The organism is Rhodanobacter glycinis (assembly GCF_006438785.1).
GTDB lineage: Bacteria > Pseudomonadota > Gammaproteobacteria > Xanthomonadales > Rhodanobacteraceae > Rhodanobacter > Rhodanobacter glycinis_A.
Map to the genome: position 1 here is coordinate 165,982 of NZ_RCZB01000005.1, position 16,095 is coordinate 182,076.

The 16,095-nt window shown below is 65.9% G+C and carries 19 protein-coding genes; 10 read left to right on the plus strand and 9 right to left on the minus strand.

The window, feature by feature from the left end; genetic code table 11:
• Window positions 1-41 precede the first annotated feature (41 nt).
• The 4 genes from EAH75_RS16415 to ftsY all read right to left on the minus strand — a co-directional run bounded on the left by EAH75_RS16415 (window position 42) and on the right by ftsY (window position 3,812).
• Window positions 42-320: an oxidative damage protection protein gene (locus tag EAH75_RS16415; protein WP_140653376.1), complete on the minus strand. Its 279-nt coding sequence runs from the start codon at window positions 318-320 to the stop codon at window positions 42-44.
• A 69-nt stretch (window positions 321-389) separates the two neighbouring features.
• Window positions 390-1,436 (minus strand): A/G-specific adenine glycosylase, encoded by a 1,047-nt coding sequence (gene mutY / locus EAH75_RS16420; protein ID WP_140806246.1) that lies wholly within the window; start codon window positions 1,434-1,436, stop codon window positions 390-392.
• 115 nt (window positions 1,437-1,551) lie between these two features.
• Entirely contained in the window at window positions 1,552-2,631 is a 1,080-nt protein-coding gene (locus EAH75_RS16425; protein ID WP_140806247.1) for an AsmA family protein, read from the minus strand.
• Window positions 2,632-2,654: 23 nt separating this feature from the next.
• Window positions 2,655-3,812 carry a signal recognition particle-docking protein FtsY gene (gene ftsY / locus EAH75_RS16430; protein ID WP_140806248.1) on the minus strand — a complete coding sequence of 386 codons (1,158 nt, stop codon included), beginning with the start codon at window positions 3,810-3,812 and terminating at the stop codon, window positions 2,655-2,657.
• Between the two features lie 89 nt (window positions 3,813-3,901).
• On the opposite strand from ftsY, the gene rsmD reads away from it, so the two are divergent.
• The 7 genes from rsmD to EAH75_RS16465 all read left to right on the plus strand — a co-directional run bounded on the left by rsmD (window position 3,902) and on the right by EAH75_RS16465 (window position 9,625).
• Entirely contained in the window at window positions 3,902-4,483 is a 582-nt protein-coding gene (gene rsmD / locus EAH75_RS16435; RefSeq protein ID WP_140806249.1) for a 16S rRNA (guanine(966)-N(2))-methyltransferase RsmD, read from the plus strand.
• Window positions 4,484-4,522: 39 nt separating this feature from the next.
• Window positions 4,523-5,062, plus strand: a complete 540-nt coding sequence (gene coaD, locus EAH75_RS16440; protein WP_140653595.1) for a pantetheine-phosphate adenylyltransferase — start codon at window positions 4,523-4,525, stop codon at window positions 5,060-5,062.
• A complete protein-coding gene (locus EAH75_RS16445; protein WP_140806250.1) occupies window positions 5,055-5,558 on the plus strand; it encodes a hypothetical protein in 504 nt (167 codons plus the stop codon). The genes coaD and EAH75_RS16445 overlap by 8 nt, the downstream gene beginning before the upstream one ends.
• A gap of 157 nt (window positions 5,559-5,715) precedes the next feature.
• Entirely contained in the window at window positions 5,716-5,976 is a 261-nt protein-coding gene (locus EAH75_RS16450; RefSeq protein WP_140806251.1) for a YfhL family 4Fe-4S dicluster ferredoxin, read from the plus strand.
• Window positions 5,973-7,709 carry a gamma-glutamyltransferase gene (gene ggt / locus EAH75_RS16455; RefSeq protein WP_140806253.1) on the plus strand — a complete coding sequence of 579 codons (1,737 nt, stop codon included), beginning with the start codon at window positions 5,973-5,975 and terminating at the stop codon, window positions 7,707-7,709. Before EAH75_RS16450 ends, ggt begins: the two co-directional genes overlap by 4 nt.
• A gap of 9 nt (window positions 7,710-7,718) precedes the next feature.
• Window positions 7,719-8,591, plus strand: a complete 873-nt coding sequence (locus tag EAH75_RS16460) for an MBL fold metallo-hydrolase (RefSeq protein WP_140806254.1) — start codon at window positions 7,719-7,721, stop codon at window positions 8,589-8,591.
• Window positions 8,591-9,625, plus strand: coding sequence for a TMEM43 family protein (locus EAH75_RS16465; RefSeq protein ID WP_140806255.1), 1,035 nt, complete (start codon window positions 8,591-8,593; stop codon window positions 9,623-9,625). Before EAH75_RS16460 ends, EAH75_RS16465 begins: the two co-directional genes overlap by 1 nt.
• Window positions 9,626-9,643: 18 nt before the next feature.
• Here the strand turns inward: EAH75_RS16465 and EAH75_RS16470 are convergent, their stop codons facing one another.
• The 5 genes from EAH75_RS16470 to EAH75_RS20075 all read right to left on the minus strand — a co-directional run bounded on the left by EAH75_RS16470 (window position 9,644) and on the right by EAH75_RS20075 (window position 13,948).
• The gene (locus EAH75_RS16470; RefSeq protein ID WP_140806256.1) at window positions 9,644-10,939 is read right to left on the minus strand and encodes an EAL and HDOD domain-containing protein; all 1,296 of its coding nucleotides are present in this window, start codon (window positions 10,937-10,939) and stop codon (window positions 9,644-9,646) included.
• Window positions 10,940-11,047: 108 nt separating this feature from the next.
• Entirely contained in the window at window positions 11,048-11,494 is a 447-nt protein-coding gene (locus tag EAH75_RS16475) for a flagella synthesis protein FlgN (protein WP_140806257.1), read from the minus strand.
• On the minus strand, window positions 11,491-11,814 hold the full coding sequence (gene flgM, locus EAH75_RS16480; protein WP_140653401.1) for a flagellar biosynthesis anti-sigma factor FlgM: 324 nt from the start codon (window positions 11,812-11,814) through the stop codon (window positions 11,491-11,493). The genes EAH75_RS16475 and flgM overlap by 4 nt, the downstream gene beginning before the upstream one ends.
• Before the next feature lie 110 nt (window positions 11,815-11,924).
• Window positions 11,925-12,605: a flagellar basal body P-ring formation chaperone FlgA gene (gene flgA / locus EAH75_RS16485; RefSeq protein ID WP_241668980.1), complete on the minus strand. Its 681-nt coding sequence runs from the start codon at window positions 12,603-12,605 to the stop codon at window positions 11,925-11,927.
• Window positions 12,606-12,643: 38 nt separating this feature from the next.
• The gene (locus EAH75_RS20075; RefSeq protein ID WP_140806260.1) at window positions 12,644-13,948 is read right to left on the minus strand and encodes a methyl-accepting chemotaxis protein; all 1,305 of its coding nucleotides are present in this window, start codon (window positions 13,946-13,948) and stop codon (window positions 12,644-12,646) included.
• 173 nt (window positions 13,949-14,121) lie between these two features.
• On the opposite strand from EAH75_RS20075, the gene EAH75_RS16495 reads away from it, so the two are divergent.
• The 3 genes from EAH75_RS16495 to flgC all read left to right on the plus strand — a co-directional run bounded on the left by EAH75_RS16495 (window position 14,122) and on the right by flgC (window position 16,061).
• Window positions 14,122-15,072 (plus strand): chemotaxis protein, encoded by a 951-nt coding sequence (locus tag EAH75_RS16495; RefSeq protein ID WP_140806261.1) that lies wholly within the window; start codon window positions 14,122-14,124, stop codon window positions 15,070-15,072.
• Window positions 15,073-15,240: 168 nt separating this feature from the next.
• Entirely contained in the window at window positions 15,241-15,642 is a 402-nt protein-coding gene (gene flgB / locus EAH75_RS16500; RefSeq protein ID WP_140653410.1) for a flagellar basal body rod protein FlgB, read from the plus strand.
• Entirely contained in the window at window positions 15,642-16,061 is a 420-nt protein-coding gene (gene flgC, locus EAH75_RS16505; protein WP_140653412.1) for a flagellar basal body rod protein FlgC, read from the plus strand. Before flgB ends, flgC begins: the two co-directional genes overlap by 1 nt.
• Window positions 16,062-16,095: the final 34 nt, after the last annotated feature.

The following is a 16,095-nucleotide window of genomic DNA, read 5'->3' on the forward strand; positions in this document are numbered from 1 at the left end:
TTGCGTGGAGCCGCGCATTAGACCGAATGCACGGCGTTTCGTCAAGACTCGTGGTCGGGCGGGGTGAAGCCGGTGGCCTGGGCGAAGTCGCCGCCGAACAGGAATTTCTCCATCTGTTCGCCGAGGTATTTGCGTGACTTCGGGTCGAGCGGGTTGAGCCGGTATTCGTTGATCAACGTGGTCTGGTGGGCCAGCCACTGCTGCCATGCAGGCTTGGAGATCTCGGCGTAGATGCGCTGGCCGAGCGGGCCGGGCCAAGGGGCGAAGTCGAGGCCTTCGGCGTCGATGCCGAGCTTGGCGCAATGGATGGTGCGGCTCATGGTCTGGTTCCTTGTCGGCTGTGCCGGTCGGGCGTGGCCGGGGTGAAGTGTGGAGCTTGCCGCATGCGCTCAGCTGGCGTCGTTGATCTGCAGCAACAACGCACGCACGGGTGCGGGCAGGCCGAGTGCGCCCAGTTCGCTGGCGCTGCACCAGCGCAACTGCGGATTATCGGCGATACCGCGTTGTGCTGTCGCGCGGTCGAACAGCAACGGCTCGATGTCCAGCCTGTAATGGCTGAACACGTGGGTGAACGGGGTGAGGGTTTGCACGTCGTCGATCTGCGCGTGCTGCTGCGCGATGCGCCACGCACCATCGGGGTCGGTGGCTTCGGGCAGGCTCCACAGGCCCGACCACACGCCTTGCGGGCCGCGTCGTTCCAGCAGCACGCGGCCCTGGCTGTCGCGCAGGATCAGCATCACGGTGGCGCGGGTGGGAATGGATTTGCCGGGTTTGCGGCTGGGCAGTTGCGCGGTGAGGTCGTCGCGGTACGCGATGCAGTCGCCGGCCAGCGGGCAGTCCCCGCAGCGCGGACGCGAGCGTACGCAAAGGGTAGCGCCCAGATCCATGATCGCCTGGGTGTAGTCAGCGACGCGGGTAACCGGCGTGTGGGCTTCGGCGTGCAGCCATAGCTGTCTTTCCACCGCGCTTTCGCCGGGATGACCGTGGATGCCGTGGTAGCGGGTGAGCACGCGCTTGACGTTGCCGTCGAGGATCGCGAAGCGCAGGCCATGTGCCTGGGCCAGGATCGCGCCGGCGGTGGAGCGGCCGATGCCGGGTAGGGCACGCAGTGCATCGAAGTCACGCGGCAGTTCGCCGCCATGTTGCTCGACGCAGATCTGTGCGGCGCGATGCAGGAAGCGCGCGCGGCGGTAGTAGCCGAGCCCGGACCACAGCGCCAGCACGGTGTCCTCATCGGCGGCGGCGAGGTCGCGCAGGGTCGGCAGCGCGTGGATGAAACGCTTGAAGTAACCGATGACGGTGGCGACCTGGGTCTGCTGCAGCATCACTTCGGATAGCCACACGCGATAGGCGTCGCGCGGGTGCTGCCACGGCAGATCCTTGCGGCCGTGCTGGTCGAACCAGGGCAGCAGGCGGGTGACCAACGGTGCGCTCACGGATTCTCCGAGGCAATGAATCTTGACGAGATGCTGCACATCAGCCGTTCGCCTCGAGCTTGATCCAAGTAGTGAGCGATGACTTGATGGCATGCGGTTGTCTGGGGATGAACTGTCACTTTTGTTTGGATGGCTGTTTGCTGGCGGCGGGTTTCGCTGGTACTGCGACGGTGCTGGCGGCTGCAGGCACGTCGTCGCCGGCCTGCACGGTGAGCCCCTCGATGCTGATGCTGCCGGTTTCGATTTTCGCGATTTCCGCATGGCCGCTGATGGGCGGCATGGTCAGCTGCGGAGCCTGCTCGTCGCCAAGCTGGCTCCACCAATGTGCCAGGGTCAGCGGCGGCAGGCGCAGGTCGGCGTGGTTGTCGGGGCCGTCGAGTTTCAATGCGAGCAACAGCGGGTTGCCCTGATTGGCCGGGGTCAGCGTCAGCGAGATGTCGTATTGGCCGGCGCTGGCCTGATCGAGCTTGCCGGCAAGGCTGGCGGCGGCATCGGCTGTGCCATGCCAGTGTGCGCTGCCGGTGAGCGCAAGCGTCATCGCGCTGCCTTGCGAAAGATGCAGGGTGACGTTGTCCAGTTGCAGCGCATTGCCCTCGATGCGCGGAGTGGCAGACAGCCGCACTTGCAGCGGCGTGCCGGCCGCCGTGGTAGCGGACAGGCTCAGCGGAAAAGGCTGGCCCGAGATCAGGCTGCCGGCCTCGAGCGAGACGTTGTTGAGCAGCACTTCGTTGCCGCGCACCACGCTGCCGCGAGTGATGCTGACGCCGGTGTCGATACGCGGGATGTTCGGCGGCGTGCCGGCAGGTTGTGCGGGCAAGGCGCTCAGCCATTCCTGTAATGCGTCCAGGTCGACCCGCGGCGATTCGATCTGCAACTGCGAAATGACCGTCGGGCCGCCGAACAGCGTGTGCCATGGCAGTGCCAGTTGGCCACGCGCAGCCAGCAGGATCGGCACGTTGGCACCTTCCGCATTGAGTGTGATGCCGTTCAGATCCAGCGCCGGCCGCGGGAACAATGTCGGGCTGGCCGGGCTTGCCAGGTTCAGCTCCAGCCCGGCTGAGCGCGCCTGGGTCTGCAGCATTCGGGTGAAGCGCTCGGGCTGCAGCAGCAGATAGACGGCTATCACCGCGGCCAGCACGACGGCCAACGCGAAGCCGCCAAGTATCAGCAGGGTCAGCCGCAGTCGGCGCGACATCGGCTCAGCCTCGCCGTCGCGGTTCAGTCATGGTCATGCCCATCGCCACCGAGGCTGGCGGGCAGCAGGCCATCGACAAATGCCTCGGCCTCGAACACGCGCAAGTCCGTGGCGGTCTCGCCCAGCCCCACGTAACGGATCGGCAGGCCGAATTCGCGTGCCAGCGCAAACACCACGCCGCCTTTGGCGGTGCCGTCGAGCTTGGTCACGACCAGGCCGGTGACGCCGACGATCTGGCGGAACTGGCGCACCTGGTTGACCGCGTTCTGGCCGGTGGTGCCGTCGATCACCATCAGCACTTCATGTGGTGCGGCGTCGTCGATCTTCTTCAGCACGCGGGCGATCTTGCCCAGTTCGTCCATCAGGCCGCCCTGGGTATGCAGGCGACCAGCAGTGTCGGCGATCAGCACGTCGATGCCGCGCGAGCGCGCCGCCTGCAGCGCGTCGAAGATCACGCTGGCGGCGTCGGCATCCTGACCCTGCGAGATCACCGGCACCTGGTTGCGCTCGCCCCAGGTCTTGAGCTGCTCGACCGCGGCAGCGCGGAAGGTGTCGCCGGCGGCCAGCATCACCGCGTGGCGCTCGTCACGCCAGCGACGGGCCAGCTTGCCGATGGTGGTGGTCTTGCCCGCGCCGTTGATGCCGACGACGAGCACCACGAACGGCAGCCTGCCGCGCACATCCAGCGGCTGCTCGACCGGCCTGAGCAGGGCGATCAGCGCCTGGCGCAACGCAGCCAGCAAAGCGGGAGCATCGGCGAATTCGCGCTTGTGCATGCGCTTGCGCAGGCTGTCGACCAATTCGGTGCTGGCCTCGACGCCGACGTCGGCGGTGATCAGAGTGGTTTCCAGTTCGTCGAGCAGATCGTCGTCGAGTTTGGGATGGCGCACGAACAACGAGCTGAGGCTGCGCGCGAAGGCGTTGCCGGACAGCCGTTCGCGCCAGCCACGTTTGGTTGCGGGTGCTTCTGCGGTGGCTGCGGATTCGATGACCGGCGCGGCGAAGCGCTCGGTGTCGGGCTGCGTCTCCAGCGGCGCGGGAATTTCCGCCAACGCCTCATGCAGCGACGGATCGCTGCTTTCCGGTACGGCAGCGCTGGCTGGCACCTTGGCAGCGGATTGCCCCGGAGCCGGTTCGGCGGGCCCCGCTTCAACAGGCTTCTTCTTCCAGAACTTGAGCATTGCGGCCGTGATTCAAAGACAATGGGCGGCATGCTAACACTCCAACCTGTACTGCCCGCTGAGGGTCTGGCCGCTGAGGGTGCCGCGCCGTGAACGGCGGTCGCAGCGCGGCGCCCGGGCGCATTCGCATCATCGGTGGCAGCCTGCGCAATTCGCGGCTCAACGTGCCGGAGCTGCCGGGCCTGCGGCCTACCGCCGAGCGGGTGCGCGAGACGCTGTTCAACTGGCTGGCCCCGGTGATGGATGGCGCGCGCTGCCTGGATCTGTGCGCCGGTACCGGCGCGCTCGGCATCGAGGCGCTGTCGCGCGGGGCGGCAGGCGTGCGGTTTGTCGAGCGCGATGCGCGTGCGGCGCAGGTGCTGCGCGACAACCTGGTGCGACTGAAGACCACCGGCGGCCAGGTGGCGGTATCGGATGCAGGCCAGTTTCTGCAGGGCGCGCCGCAACTGCAGGATCTGGTATTTCTCGACCCACCGTTCGCGCTGGAGTTGTGGTCGGTGCTGGCGCAGCAACTGGAACAGGGCGGCTGGCTGGCCGCACAGGCATGGATTTACGTGGAGTCGCCGCGTGCCGAGGTGCCGGTACTGCCGGCAAACTGGCAGTTGCATCGCGAAGGCCATGCTGGCGAGGTGCGTTTTGCGCTCTATCGGCGCTCGCTTCCGTTAAGCTAGGGGCACATCCACTGCCGCTTTCGCCTTGTGAGAAAACCTTTGGGCAACCCGCGCCTGGCCGTCTATCCGGGCACCTTCGATCCGATCACCAATGGTCACACCGACCTGGTGACGCGCGCCGCGCCGCTGTTCGACCGGGTGGTGGTGGCAGTGGCCGACAGTTCGAGCAAGGGGCCCGGCTTCAGCATTGGCGAACGGATCACCCTGGCGCGCATGGCGCTGGCCGACCTGCCGAACGTGGAAGTGCGCGGCTTCGATTGCCTGCTGGCCACCTTTGTCGAGGACATCGGTGCAGGGGTGATCATTCGCGGTCTGCGCGCGGTGTCGGATTTCGAATACGAGTTTCAGCTGGCCAGCATGAACCGGCATCTGATTCCGCAGGCGGAGACGCTGTTTCTGACCCCGGCAGAGCAATACAGTTTCATTTCCTCCTCGCTGGTGCGCGAGATCGGCCGCCTTGGTGGCGACATCTCGGGTTTCGTGCATCCGGCGGTGCAACAGGCCATGCGGCAGCGCTGGCAGAAAAGCCGTCCCGGCTCCAACAAACAACCCGAAACCGAAGGTGATAACCATGCGTAAGTTCGTTCTCATCGCTGCCATTGCTCTGACCGCCACGCTGGCCCTGAGCGCCTGCGGCAAACACGGAGATGACCAGCAAGACGGCCAGCAGGCGGCGCAGCAGGCGCCCAAGCCGACCGATCCGGCCGATTCGAAGGGTTGGAACAACTACCTCGGCCAGATTGTTCAGAAGAACATGCAGGGCATGAGTGCCAACCAGCCGTATGCCTACATGGTGACCGCAGGCACCACCGACGAAGCCAAGGCACAGAACGATCGCCAGTTGCAGAGCGTGCAGGACACCGTGGCGCGCGGCGTATTGCCGGGCAACCTGCTGGCCTTCGGTGGCCCGGACTCCACCAAGACCGCCGATCTGGTCGTGGCGGCATTCAAGGATGCCAAGCCCGGTTCGTTCAAGGACGTGATTGTCCTGTTCATCGGCGACAAGGCCGACGAACAGCGCGTCACCGACGCGCTGAAGCCGACCGGTGCCACCATCCGTTTCGTCGTCATGTAATCGTGATTGCCGCGCCGGTCGCACCGGCGCGGCGTTGCATCGTTGCGCTCCCTTCGACGGGGCGAGGACGATGTCGCGGGGCCGATCGCCGTGAAGTCACCAGCGCGCCGGCACGCTCTCCCCAGGCGTCACATCCCAGCATGTAGTATCGACGGTCATGGCCCTGAAAATTCTCGACACCTGCGTCAATTGCGACGTCTGTGAACCTGCTTGCCCGAACAAGGCCATCACCCTGGGCGAAGAGTTCTATGTGATCGATCCGGCGTTGTGCACTGAGTGTGTCGGTCATCATGACGAGCCGCAATGCGTGGTGGTGTGCCCGGTCGAATGCATCATCAGTGACCCTGAGCATGTCGAGTCGCCCGCGCAGCTCGATCTCAAATACCGCCATCTGATGGCGAAGGAGTCCGCGGCATGAGGTTTTTCCCGACCTGGCGGCTGTCGCTGTCGCACGCATTGCTGAGCATGCTGCTGGTCGCCGGTACGGCGGTCGCGGCCGATGGCACGCCGAATGCGGCCAGCCCGGTTCATCCGTCGTCGATGCAGCAGCGTCCCGGGCATGCGGCCATCGCCAGCGCCAACTTCCTTGCCACCAATGCCGGTCTCGAAGTGCTGGCCCATGGCGGCAACGCATTCGATGCGGCGATTGCAGTGGCCTCCACCTTGTCGGTGGTGGAACCGGAGAGTTCCGGCATCGGCGGCGGCTTCATGGCCGTGCTGCATCGGGCGAAGGACGGCCATGATGTTTTCATCGACGCTCGCGAAGCCGCGCCGGCAGCGGTCGACCGCAAGGCTTACCTCAATGCGGACGGCAGCCCGAATCGTGATACCGCGCTGAAGGGACCGCTCTCGGCCGGTATTCCGGGCGAGCCGGCCGGTCTGGCGCTGATCGCGAAGCGCTACGGTCGCCTGCCGCTGCAGCAGTCGTTGGCCCCGGCGATCCGCATCGCGCGCGATGGTTTCAAGCCGGACTCGCGCCTGCGCAACGCGATTGCCGAAGAGCAGAAGGACCTGCAACGCTGGCCGGCCTCGGTGGCGAAATATCTGCCCAATGGCAAATCGCCGGTGGAGGGCGCGATCTGGCGCGACCCGGATCAGGCGCGCACGCTGGAGCTGATCGCCGCACATGGCGACGATGGTTTCTATCGTGGTGAAACCGCGAACAAGCTCGTCACCGCAGTGCGCGCTGCCGGCGGCAACTGGACGCTGGCGGATCTGGCCAGCTACAAGGCGAAGGAACGCACGCCGATCATCGTGAACTATCGCGGCTACCGCATCGTCACCGCACCGCCACCGTCGTCTGGCGGCGTGGCGATCGCCGAGATCCTCAACATCCTGGCCGGCTTCGATCTGTCGAAGATGGACCAGGTACAGCGCGTGCATTACATCGTCGAAGCGATGCGCCGTGCGTTCCGCGACCACAACGATTATCTGGGTGATCCGGATTTCGTGAAGATGCCGCTGGACATGCTGTTGTCACCGTTCTACGCCGACGGCTTGCGTCAGGGCATCCTGCCGGACAAGGCCACGCCATCGTCGATGCTGCCCCGCGCCGAGGCTGCCGAGCCGGGCATGCACACCACCCATTTCTCGATCATCGACGCCGACGGCAACATGGCGGCGGTGACCTCGACCGTGAACTACACGATGGGCTCCACCTTCGTCGCCGAGGGCACCGGCGTGCTGCTGAACGACGAGATGGACGATTTCGCGCTGGTACCGAACAAGCCGAACGTCTATGGCCTGCTCGGCAGCGCCGCGAATGCGCCGGAGGGCGGCAAGCGCATGCTGTCGTCGATGTCGCCGAGCATCGTGATCGGCGCCGACCGCACCGCAGTGATCGGTTCGCCCGGTGGTTCGACCATCATCACCCAGGTGCTGGAAGGCATCCTGCATTTCATCGACGGCGAGAGCGCGCAGCAGATCGCCGCGCACAAGCGTTTCCATCACCAGTACATGCCTGACGAGGTCATGGTGGAGCAGGGCACGTTCGACCCGGTCACCAGCGAGGCGCTGACGAAGATGGGCTACACGCTGAAGCAGCGCGAATCGTGGGGCTTCATGAACGTGGTCACCTGGGACCGCAAGACCAACAAGCTCGACGCCGCCAGCGATCCGCGCCGGCCGTCGGGGTTGGGCAAGGTGCAATAAGGTCAGACCATGGAATTGTTCTCGCTCATTGGCAATTCGCAGCAACTCGATGGCGGCGCGATGTTCGGTAACGCGCCGAAGGCGCTGTGGTCACGCTGGATTGCGCCGGATGAAGAGAATCGCATTCCGCTGGCCTGTCGTTGCCTGCTGGTGAAAGATCTCGACGGCAGGAACGTATTGTTCGAGACCGGCATAGGCGCGTTCTTCGAGCCGGCGCTGCGTGAGCGTTATGGCGTGGTCGAGTCGCGACATGTGCTGCTGGATTCGCTGGCCGAGGTCGGCCTGACCGATGCGGACATCGACGTGGTGGTGCTCTCGCATCTGCACTTCGATCACGCTGGCGGCTTGCTGGCCGCGTGGGAGGAGGGCCAGCCGCCACGGTTGCTGTTCCCGAACGCGCGCTTCGTGGTGGGTGCCGAACATTGGCGTCGGGCGATCGATCCGCACCCGCGCGATCGCGCCTCGTTCGTGCCCGAACTGCAGCCGCTGCTGGAAGCCAGCGGTCGGCTGGAGCTGGTCGATGGCGAGTATTCGCAGACGCTGGGCAAGTCGGTGCGCTTCAGTTTTTCGGACGGCCATACGCCGGGCCTGATGCTGGCCGAGGTCGCTGGCGTGGTGTTCTGCGCCGACCTGATCCCCGGTCGTTTCTGGGTGCACCTGCCGATCACCATGGGTTACGACCGCTGGCCGGAGAAGCTCATTGACGAGAAGCGCGTGTTTCTGGAAGACAGGCTGGCCCGTGGCGTGAGGCTGTTCTTCACCCACGACCATGATTGCGCGCTGGCACGGGTCACCCGCGATGAACGCGGACGCTTCGGCACCGCCGACGAGCAACGCGTGCTGCACGGCGCGCCGCCGCAAGCTGCGGCCGGGGCAAGTTGATGGACTTGCGCAAAGGCATATCCATGCGCGGGCTGGCAATGAACATGACGGGTGCCTTGCTGGTGCTGGCCGGGGTCGGGCTGGTGGCGATGACTTCGCGGGGCCTGCTCAACTATCGCGCGGCTGCCACGCGGCACGGCGGTGAGGTGATGAACCTGGGCATCGATGCCCAGCCGCAGGCCGGCCAGCACGGTTACATGGTGCGCCTGGTCGGCACGCCGACGGTGGTGGAGGCGCCACATGACCCGGAGTTCAACCTGCGCGTGAATACGCCGGTACTGGTACGCCATGTGGAGATGTTCCAGTGGCGCGAGGTGCGCATCGGCGACGGCGTGCATTACGAGCTGGACTGGGTCGATCGGCTGCTCGATGCCAGCCGCTTCAAGGAACCGGCCGGACACGCCAATCCGACCAGCTTTCCGATCGGTGGCAAACAGTTCGATGCCGGGCTGGTGCAGATGGGTGGATTCAAGCTCGGGCCCGTGCTGGTGCAAGCACTGCCCGGTTCGCAGCGCGTCACGCCCGATCCGAAATCACTGCCGGAAAATCTCGTGGCGAGCTTCAGTCGCCATCAGGATTACCTGGTGACCAGCGCGAGTCCGGGCGACCCGCGCCTGGGCGATGTACGCGTGAGCTGGGACGAGGTGCCGCTGCAGCAGGTGACCGTCGTTGGCCGTCTCGACGGCGACCAGCTGGTGGCGGCAACGGACGCGGCCGATGGCAAGGGTTACGACGTGCAGGTCGGCGATGTCCCGGTGCTGGACATGTTTCCGGACCTGCCGGTGCCACCGGAGTCCGTGATGAGCGAACGGTTGCTGGCAGTGCTGCTGGCGGTGCTTGGAGCATTTCTGCTGCTTTCCACCCAGCGCAACCAGCGCGACGTGCTGCTGGCATTGGGGCTCGGCGGACTCGCGGTGGGAATCGTGGCCAGCGTGCTGTGGATCGGTGGCGACACGCGCACCCTGTGTGGCTGGCTCGCAGTCGCGTTGCTCAGCCTTCTGCTCACGGTATGGCGGCTGCGCCGCCATCGCTGAGCACTCGCAGGCGCTGGGTCAGTTCGCCTGTTTCTCGTTGGCCGTGGCGTAGACCTGATCGGCCCACTGCGTGGCTTCCAGATAGACGCCGGCCAACCGGTGGATGCGCTGGGGGAGCACACGCTCGCTGGTCAACTCGCCAGCTTCCCACGCGATGATCTGATCGAGCAGCGGGCCGAACGGGCCTTCGCGGCGGGTCAGCGCATTGCTGATTTCCGGCACCAGCCGCAGATGGGTCAGCAGGAACTCCATCGGTGCGCACATCAAGGTGTCCAGCAACGAGAACAGCCCCACGGTGAATGCCATCTCCGAATGGCCGCTGGGCATGCCACTGGCCAGTTTCTCGCACATGTGCGCGCGAATCAGTGCGGCGCGCAGCAGCTCCGGCGGGCGGTCGTCCATGCCGCACATCGACATCGTGTCGATCCAGTTGCGCATGCGCGTGACGCCGAAAAAGATGGCCGCCTGCTGCACCGATTTCAGTTGTCGCGGCAACGCGAAGTAGGCCGAGTTGACGCAGCTGAGCAGCTTGTAGCTGAGCACCGCATCGTCGCGGATGATGTTGCCCAGTTCCACCGGACCCGGGTTGCTTTCCTGCAGCACGCGCATCAACCGCAGCATGCTCAGCCGGTTGGCGGTGAGCACGGGTACTGCCACCGGTTGAGGGATCAGCAGGTAACGTCCCTGGATCGCCTGCAGCGGCAGTTCGAGACAGCGCTCGTAGGTCTGGTGATCATTGACCTGACCGGCGACCACCCGGATGCCCCGCGTGTGCAGGTATTCGGCGCGCTCCATCAGGGTTTCCGGGGTCATCCGGCTGGCGTCCAGCCGCACCAGCTGCACCATCTGCAGCAGGGTCTGCAATGGCAGGCTGCTTTCCAGGTCGACATCGTTGGCGTCCAGCATGAACTGGCAACCGCGCTGCGCCATCTGCTGCAGACGCTTCATCAGCGGCAGGTCGGTGGCCACGCCTGGCTGCAGCACCACGCCCAGCCGCGGCTGATGCAGCAACACGTCGGAGTCTTCCGGCAGCAATTCGGCGGGCATGTTGAGGAACGCGCGGTTGCCGCGTACCAGCCGGGTCAATGCGCCATCAGTGATGGTCGACAGTACGTTCTGCAGCAGGTTTTTCTCGTCACCGAGTTCGCGGTGAAAGACGATCTCGTAGGCAAACAGCTGACGCTCGCGATCGAGCATGGGCACGCGTAGTACCGGCAGCGGAATCGATATCGACAGGGGCGCGCCATCGTTGCCTGGAGAGCCGGGGGCGGGGGATTCGGGGGAGATGGCGGAGGAGGTGTTGGGATTGCTCATGATCAGTCATCGCGATTAACGCAAAAGCATGCCGGAGGCTGCTTCGCAGTCAGTGGGAGGACCGTCTGCGCAGGCAGGCGGCAGTGCCGTCTCTTTCAATATCTGATCTCATGCCGCTGCGAGTACCTGCGAGCGCAGGCTGGCATGCAACTCGCCGGAACGGCCGTACAGCTCGCTTTCGCCGGCATGGCCGGTCAGCACCGCCAGCGCCTGGCGCACCTGGGTCAGGCGCTGGTTGACCGTGCTGCCATTGCGCTGGTTGAGCAGATGGCAGTGGCGCAGCGACTGCACCACCCGGACCCAGACGGGCTCCAGTGCGGCGGTCATGGCTGGTTGTTCACGACACAGCAACTGGCGTTCGGCATCGAGCTGTTCCAGTTGCTGCATGATGGCCTGCTTGCGCGCGCCAGCGTGATCCAGTGCATCGCTGCTGGAGGTGTCCAGCGCGGTGCGCTCGGCCTCGAGTACTTGCACGAGTTGGTCGACGGCCTGCTGCATGTCGCCCAGAACGGCCGTGAGCGCATCGTTCAGTTCGTGCTGCAGCGGGGTCTTCATGCCTTGCCCGTGCCGCCGAGTTGCTGCTCAAGCGTGAGCATGCGATCGGCGATGCGGCTGGCATCGATCTTGTAGCTGCCGTCGGCCAGCGCTTTGCGCACCTGCTCCACCCGCTGCGGGTCGACCGCGGCGGTGTCGCCTGGACGCGCGGCCTTCTGCAGGGCCAGCGCCGAATCGGTCAGCTTGAGCTGGTCGTCGGACGTCGGCGCAGCGGCAGTGGAACCCGCCGAAGCGGCTGCCGTCGTTGCCGAGCCGGTGCCCGGGCTGTTGGTGGCCTGGGGAAACTTCGGCAAGCCGTTGTTGGAAATAGTCGTATTCATGGGTCCGTTCTCGCTGGGGTGTGGCCCTGTAACTGTCAGATCGGCCGGTTTCGCGGAAACTTTAGGGGCAAAGGGAAAGAGTAGTGCTGTCGGCCTCGATTCGCCGGGGTTCATGGCAGTGCGACCACCACGCCGGGTGCGCTGACCATGGCGTCGACCACCTTGCCGGAGTTCTCGTTGCGTACCCGCAGGCGGGCGCCATTGTCGCCGCTGCCCAGCGCCACGCCGTCGGCGCGCACCTCGATGCCGTCAAGCCGAGCCACCATCTGTACGTGATCCCCGGCACGCACCATGCGTCGACCGCCCAGCGCGCCGGGACTGAGCACGCTGCCGCGGGCCAAGGCACGGGCCAGCGAACGGCCGGCTACCTGGTCCAGATTCTCGATGTAGCCATAACCGAGCCGGGTGATGTCGCGCTCCTCGCCGTGCACATCCGCGGCGCTGACGCCGTCGCCGCGCAGCAGGGGGCGGTTGGTCACCAGCACGGTCCGGAACAGTTGCAGCTGCAGCGGCACCCGCACGGTCCAGCCGCCATCCTGCGGGCACTGCACCGGCACGGTCATGCGCGACGCCGCCGGGGCGTTGCCGGCGACCAGCGCGCGCAGCGGCTGCTGGCATTCGGTCAATTGCAGGCGCAGGTCGAGCGCCCCCGGCGTGACTTCGATGCGACTGCCCGGCATCGCATAGCGTTCGCGCACGGCCTGCTCGGCCGCTGCGCGCACGCTGTCGAGCGACTGCGTCGCGGTGGCTGCGGCTACCGTGCTGCCGCACGGTGCGCCGAGCCACAGCATGGCGATTCCCAGCCCAACGGCGGCGGATCGCCTTGCTCTCATGCGTCTGCCAACAAGGCGCCAAGCTGCCCGAGCAGGGCTTCGCGGCCGGATTCAAGCTGCTGCGAGAGCTGGGTGGCCTGTTCGAGCTGGCCGTCGCACAGCAGGGTGACGAAGCGACTGCCTTGTTCGCTCAATTTCGTGCTGGCATCGGTGAGGCCGCTGACGTCACGCGAGCCCTGATGCAGCGCAGCCAGTCGGCCGATGCTGCGGCTGATCGTATGTGTATCGAACCAGCGCCGGTCCAGGGCACCGGGTTCCAGCAGCGCCAGCTCCATGGCCTGGCGCAGGTTCAACGCGGCCTCGCGCACGGTCAGACTGAGGCTGGCCGGATCGCTCCCGCTCACCCCCTCCAGCCAGTCCAGCCCCAGCCGGTGGGCCAGCAGCGCGGCGCGATGGAGTGATTCGGATTGGCGCCGCGCCTCGTTGCCGCGGCGCTGCAATGCGCCGAGCGCCGCCTGGGAAGCAGTGGCGCGGGCGTGCTGGATATCGTGCGTCTGCTGCAGCTTGTGGATGCGCTCGCTGGCGGTGCGCAATACCGTGGCGCCCTCGCCCAGGGTGGCGCCGGACTGGCCCACGCCGGTCTGCGCCCGTTCAAGCTGTTGCAGGCCGTGTTGCACGTCGCCGTCCAGCTGCAGCGAGAAATCGCCGATCGAACCGGTGACGGTTTCGATTTCGGTAGTGGTGAGCGCGGTCTTTTCGGCCAGTTGCTTGACCTCGTCGGCGACCACCGCAAAACCGCGGCCCGCCTCGCCGGCGCGCGCCGCCTCGATTGCCGCGTTCAACGCCACCAGGTTGGTCTGATGGGCAATCTCCTGCACCGTGCCGGTGAGCTTGCGAATCTGCGCGACCTGCTCGGCCAGCTTGCTCTGGTTGCGGTTCATCGCCGACAACGCGCTGCGCAATAGCCGCAGTTGGCCATCGAGCTCGCTGACGGTACCGGCGCCGGCCAGTCCGGCCTGGCTGGCCTGGTCCAGGTCGGCGCTGACCTGCTGCAATGCCGTCGAGATACCGGCGCTGCCATCCGTCAAGCGATCGACACTGCCACGGCTGTCGCCGGCGGCCTTGTCGAGTGCGGTCTGTTCGCGTGACAGCTGCTGCACCGCGCCCAGCACCAGGCTTTGTTGTTCCACGGTCTGCAGCGCCACCGAGCTGGGTGGGCGGCTGGCGACGCGGGCGAGCAATGGCGCCAGCACCAGCGCGGCGCGCGGATACCTGCGTCGCAATACGGCGACCTGTGTGTCGTTGCCGCTGGCGGCGGCTTCGACCAGGGCGGCGATATGCTGGTTCCAGATCAAGCTCATGGGGCGGGCATCACCTCTATGGAGTGCGGGAGTGCAACTGCTGCATCGTCAAAAACTTTCGAAACTTGAGGAAGCAAGTCGCATGCCAGCGCAACCGCACTAAAGCATGCGGCTGCGCGGCCGATAGTTCCCGCAGACAGTCGCTGCGGCGGCAACGCATCCGAGGAGTCCGCATGGGCGGCACATTGCTGGAAAAGGTGGAGCGACACACCCGGCTGGCCGGCCACAACCGGGTCGCGATGCTGCTGTTCCGGCTGGGCGACGAGCAGCTGTTCGGCATCAATGTATTCAAGGTGCGCGAGGTTCTGCGGCGCCCGCCGCTGGAGCGCATGCCGGGCGTGCACGAGTTGCTGGCCGGCAGTTGCGACTATCGCGGGCAGACCATTCCGGTGATCGACCTGGCCGCCGCGCTTGGTTATGCGCCGCTGCGCGATGTGGATTCGGCCCACCTCATGGTCACCGAGTTCAGTCGCTCGATGCAGGGATTTCTGGTGGCCGACCTGCAGCGTATGGTGCAGTGCGAGGGCGAAACACTGGTGGCCCCGTCCAGCGCACTGGGCTTCGGTGCGCGGGTCAATGCGGTGACCCGGGTCGATGGCGCGCTGCTGGCGGTGGTCGACGTGGAGCATGTGCTGGCCAGCATCGATGCGAGGCCGGCCGAGCTGTCGATGCAGATGCGGCGGGTTGCCGGTGCACGTTCGCTGGCGCCACGGCGCGTGATGGTGGTGGATGATTCGGTGATTGCCCGTCGTCGCCTGGTCAGCCTGTTCAAGCAGATGAATATCGAGTGCGTGGTGGCAAAGGACGGTCGCGAGGCGCTCGATCGTCTGCTCGAACTGGCCGTCGCCGACCCCGCCGAAGGGGTCAAGCTGGTGGTGTCCGATATCGAGATGCCGCGGCTGGACGGCTATGCGCTCACCCGCGCCATTCGCGAGGCGCCGAGCCTGCGCCAGCTCAAGATAGTGCTGCACAGCTCGCTCAGCGGCATGTTCAACGAGGCGATGGTGAAGGAGGTCAAGGCCGATCGTTTCGTGGCCAAGTTCCAGCCGGACGTGCTGGCACAGGTGGTGCTGGAATTGTTGCCGGAGTCGGCGCTAACGCCAGCGCCAGCGCCAGCGGACTGACATTCCGGCGGCTCGCTGCGCCTGGCGTCAACAATCCGTCTTTCGGTGGCGTCGCTGCGCCGGTGTCGCCGGTGGTTGTCGCCCCAACCCAGCAACAGCAAGGGTTTCCAGTCGCTGGCATGCAATTTGCCTCCAGCTCCGTGCGGCAACTGCACGCGGAGCGAAGCGATGACCCTGACCCCTGACAACCTGTTCGGCATCCACACCCGTGCGCTGGATTTGTGGCAGCGCCGTACCGAAGTGCTTGCCAACAACCTGGCCAACGCCGATACCCCGGGCTATCTGGCTCGCGACGTCGACTTCCGCAAGGTGCTGGCCGCCGCGGGCGGCGGCCCGGATGGCCTGCCATTGCAGACGACCACGCCCGGTCAGATCAGTACCGCCGGTCAGGCGGCGGACGGGCTGGCGTATCGCGTGCCGACCCAGCCGAGCATGGACGGCAACACCGTCGATGCCCAGGCCGAACAGGCTGCCTTTGCCGCCAACGGTGTGCATTACCAGGCCAGCCTTTCCTTCATCACCGCGCAGATCCGCATGCTGCGGACGGCGATCACCGGAGCATCGAGCTGATGTCTCTTTTCTCTATTTTCAATGTTGCCGGCTCCGGCATGGCCGCGCAGTCGCTGCGCTTGAACACGGTGGCCAGCAACCTGGCCAATGCCGATAGCGTCGCCAGTACGCCCGACGGCGCCTACCGCTCGCGCGAGCCGCTGTTCGCCGCGGTGAAGAACCAGCAGGACAGCGGCAGCAATGCCGTGGGCGAAGGCGTGCAGGTGCTCGGCGTCACCGAGAGCCAGGCCGCCATCCCGAGCCGCTACGAGCCGGGCAATCCGCTGGCTGACGCCGACGGTTACGTCTACAGCAGCAACGTCAATCCGGTCGACGAGCTGGTCAACATGATCTCGGCCTCGCGCTCATATCAGAACAACGTCGAAGTGATGAACTCGACGCGCCAGCTGATGCAGAAGACGCTGGACCTCGGCAAATGAGGTCCGCACAGATGAAACACGCACAGGTGAGGAA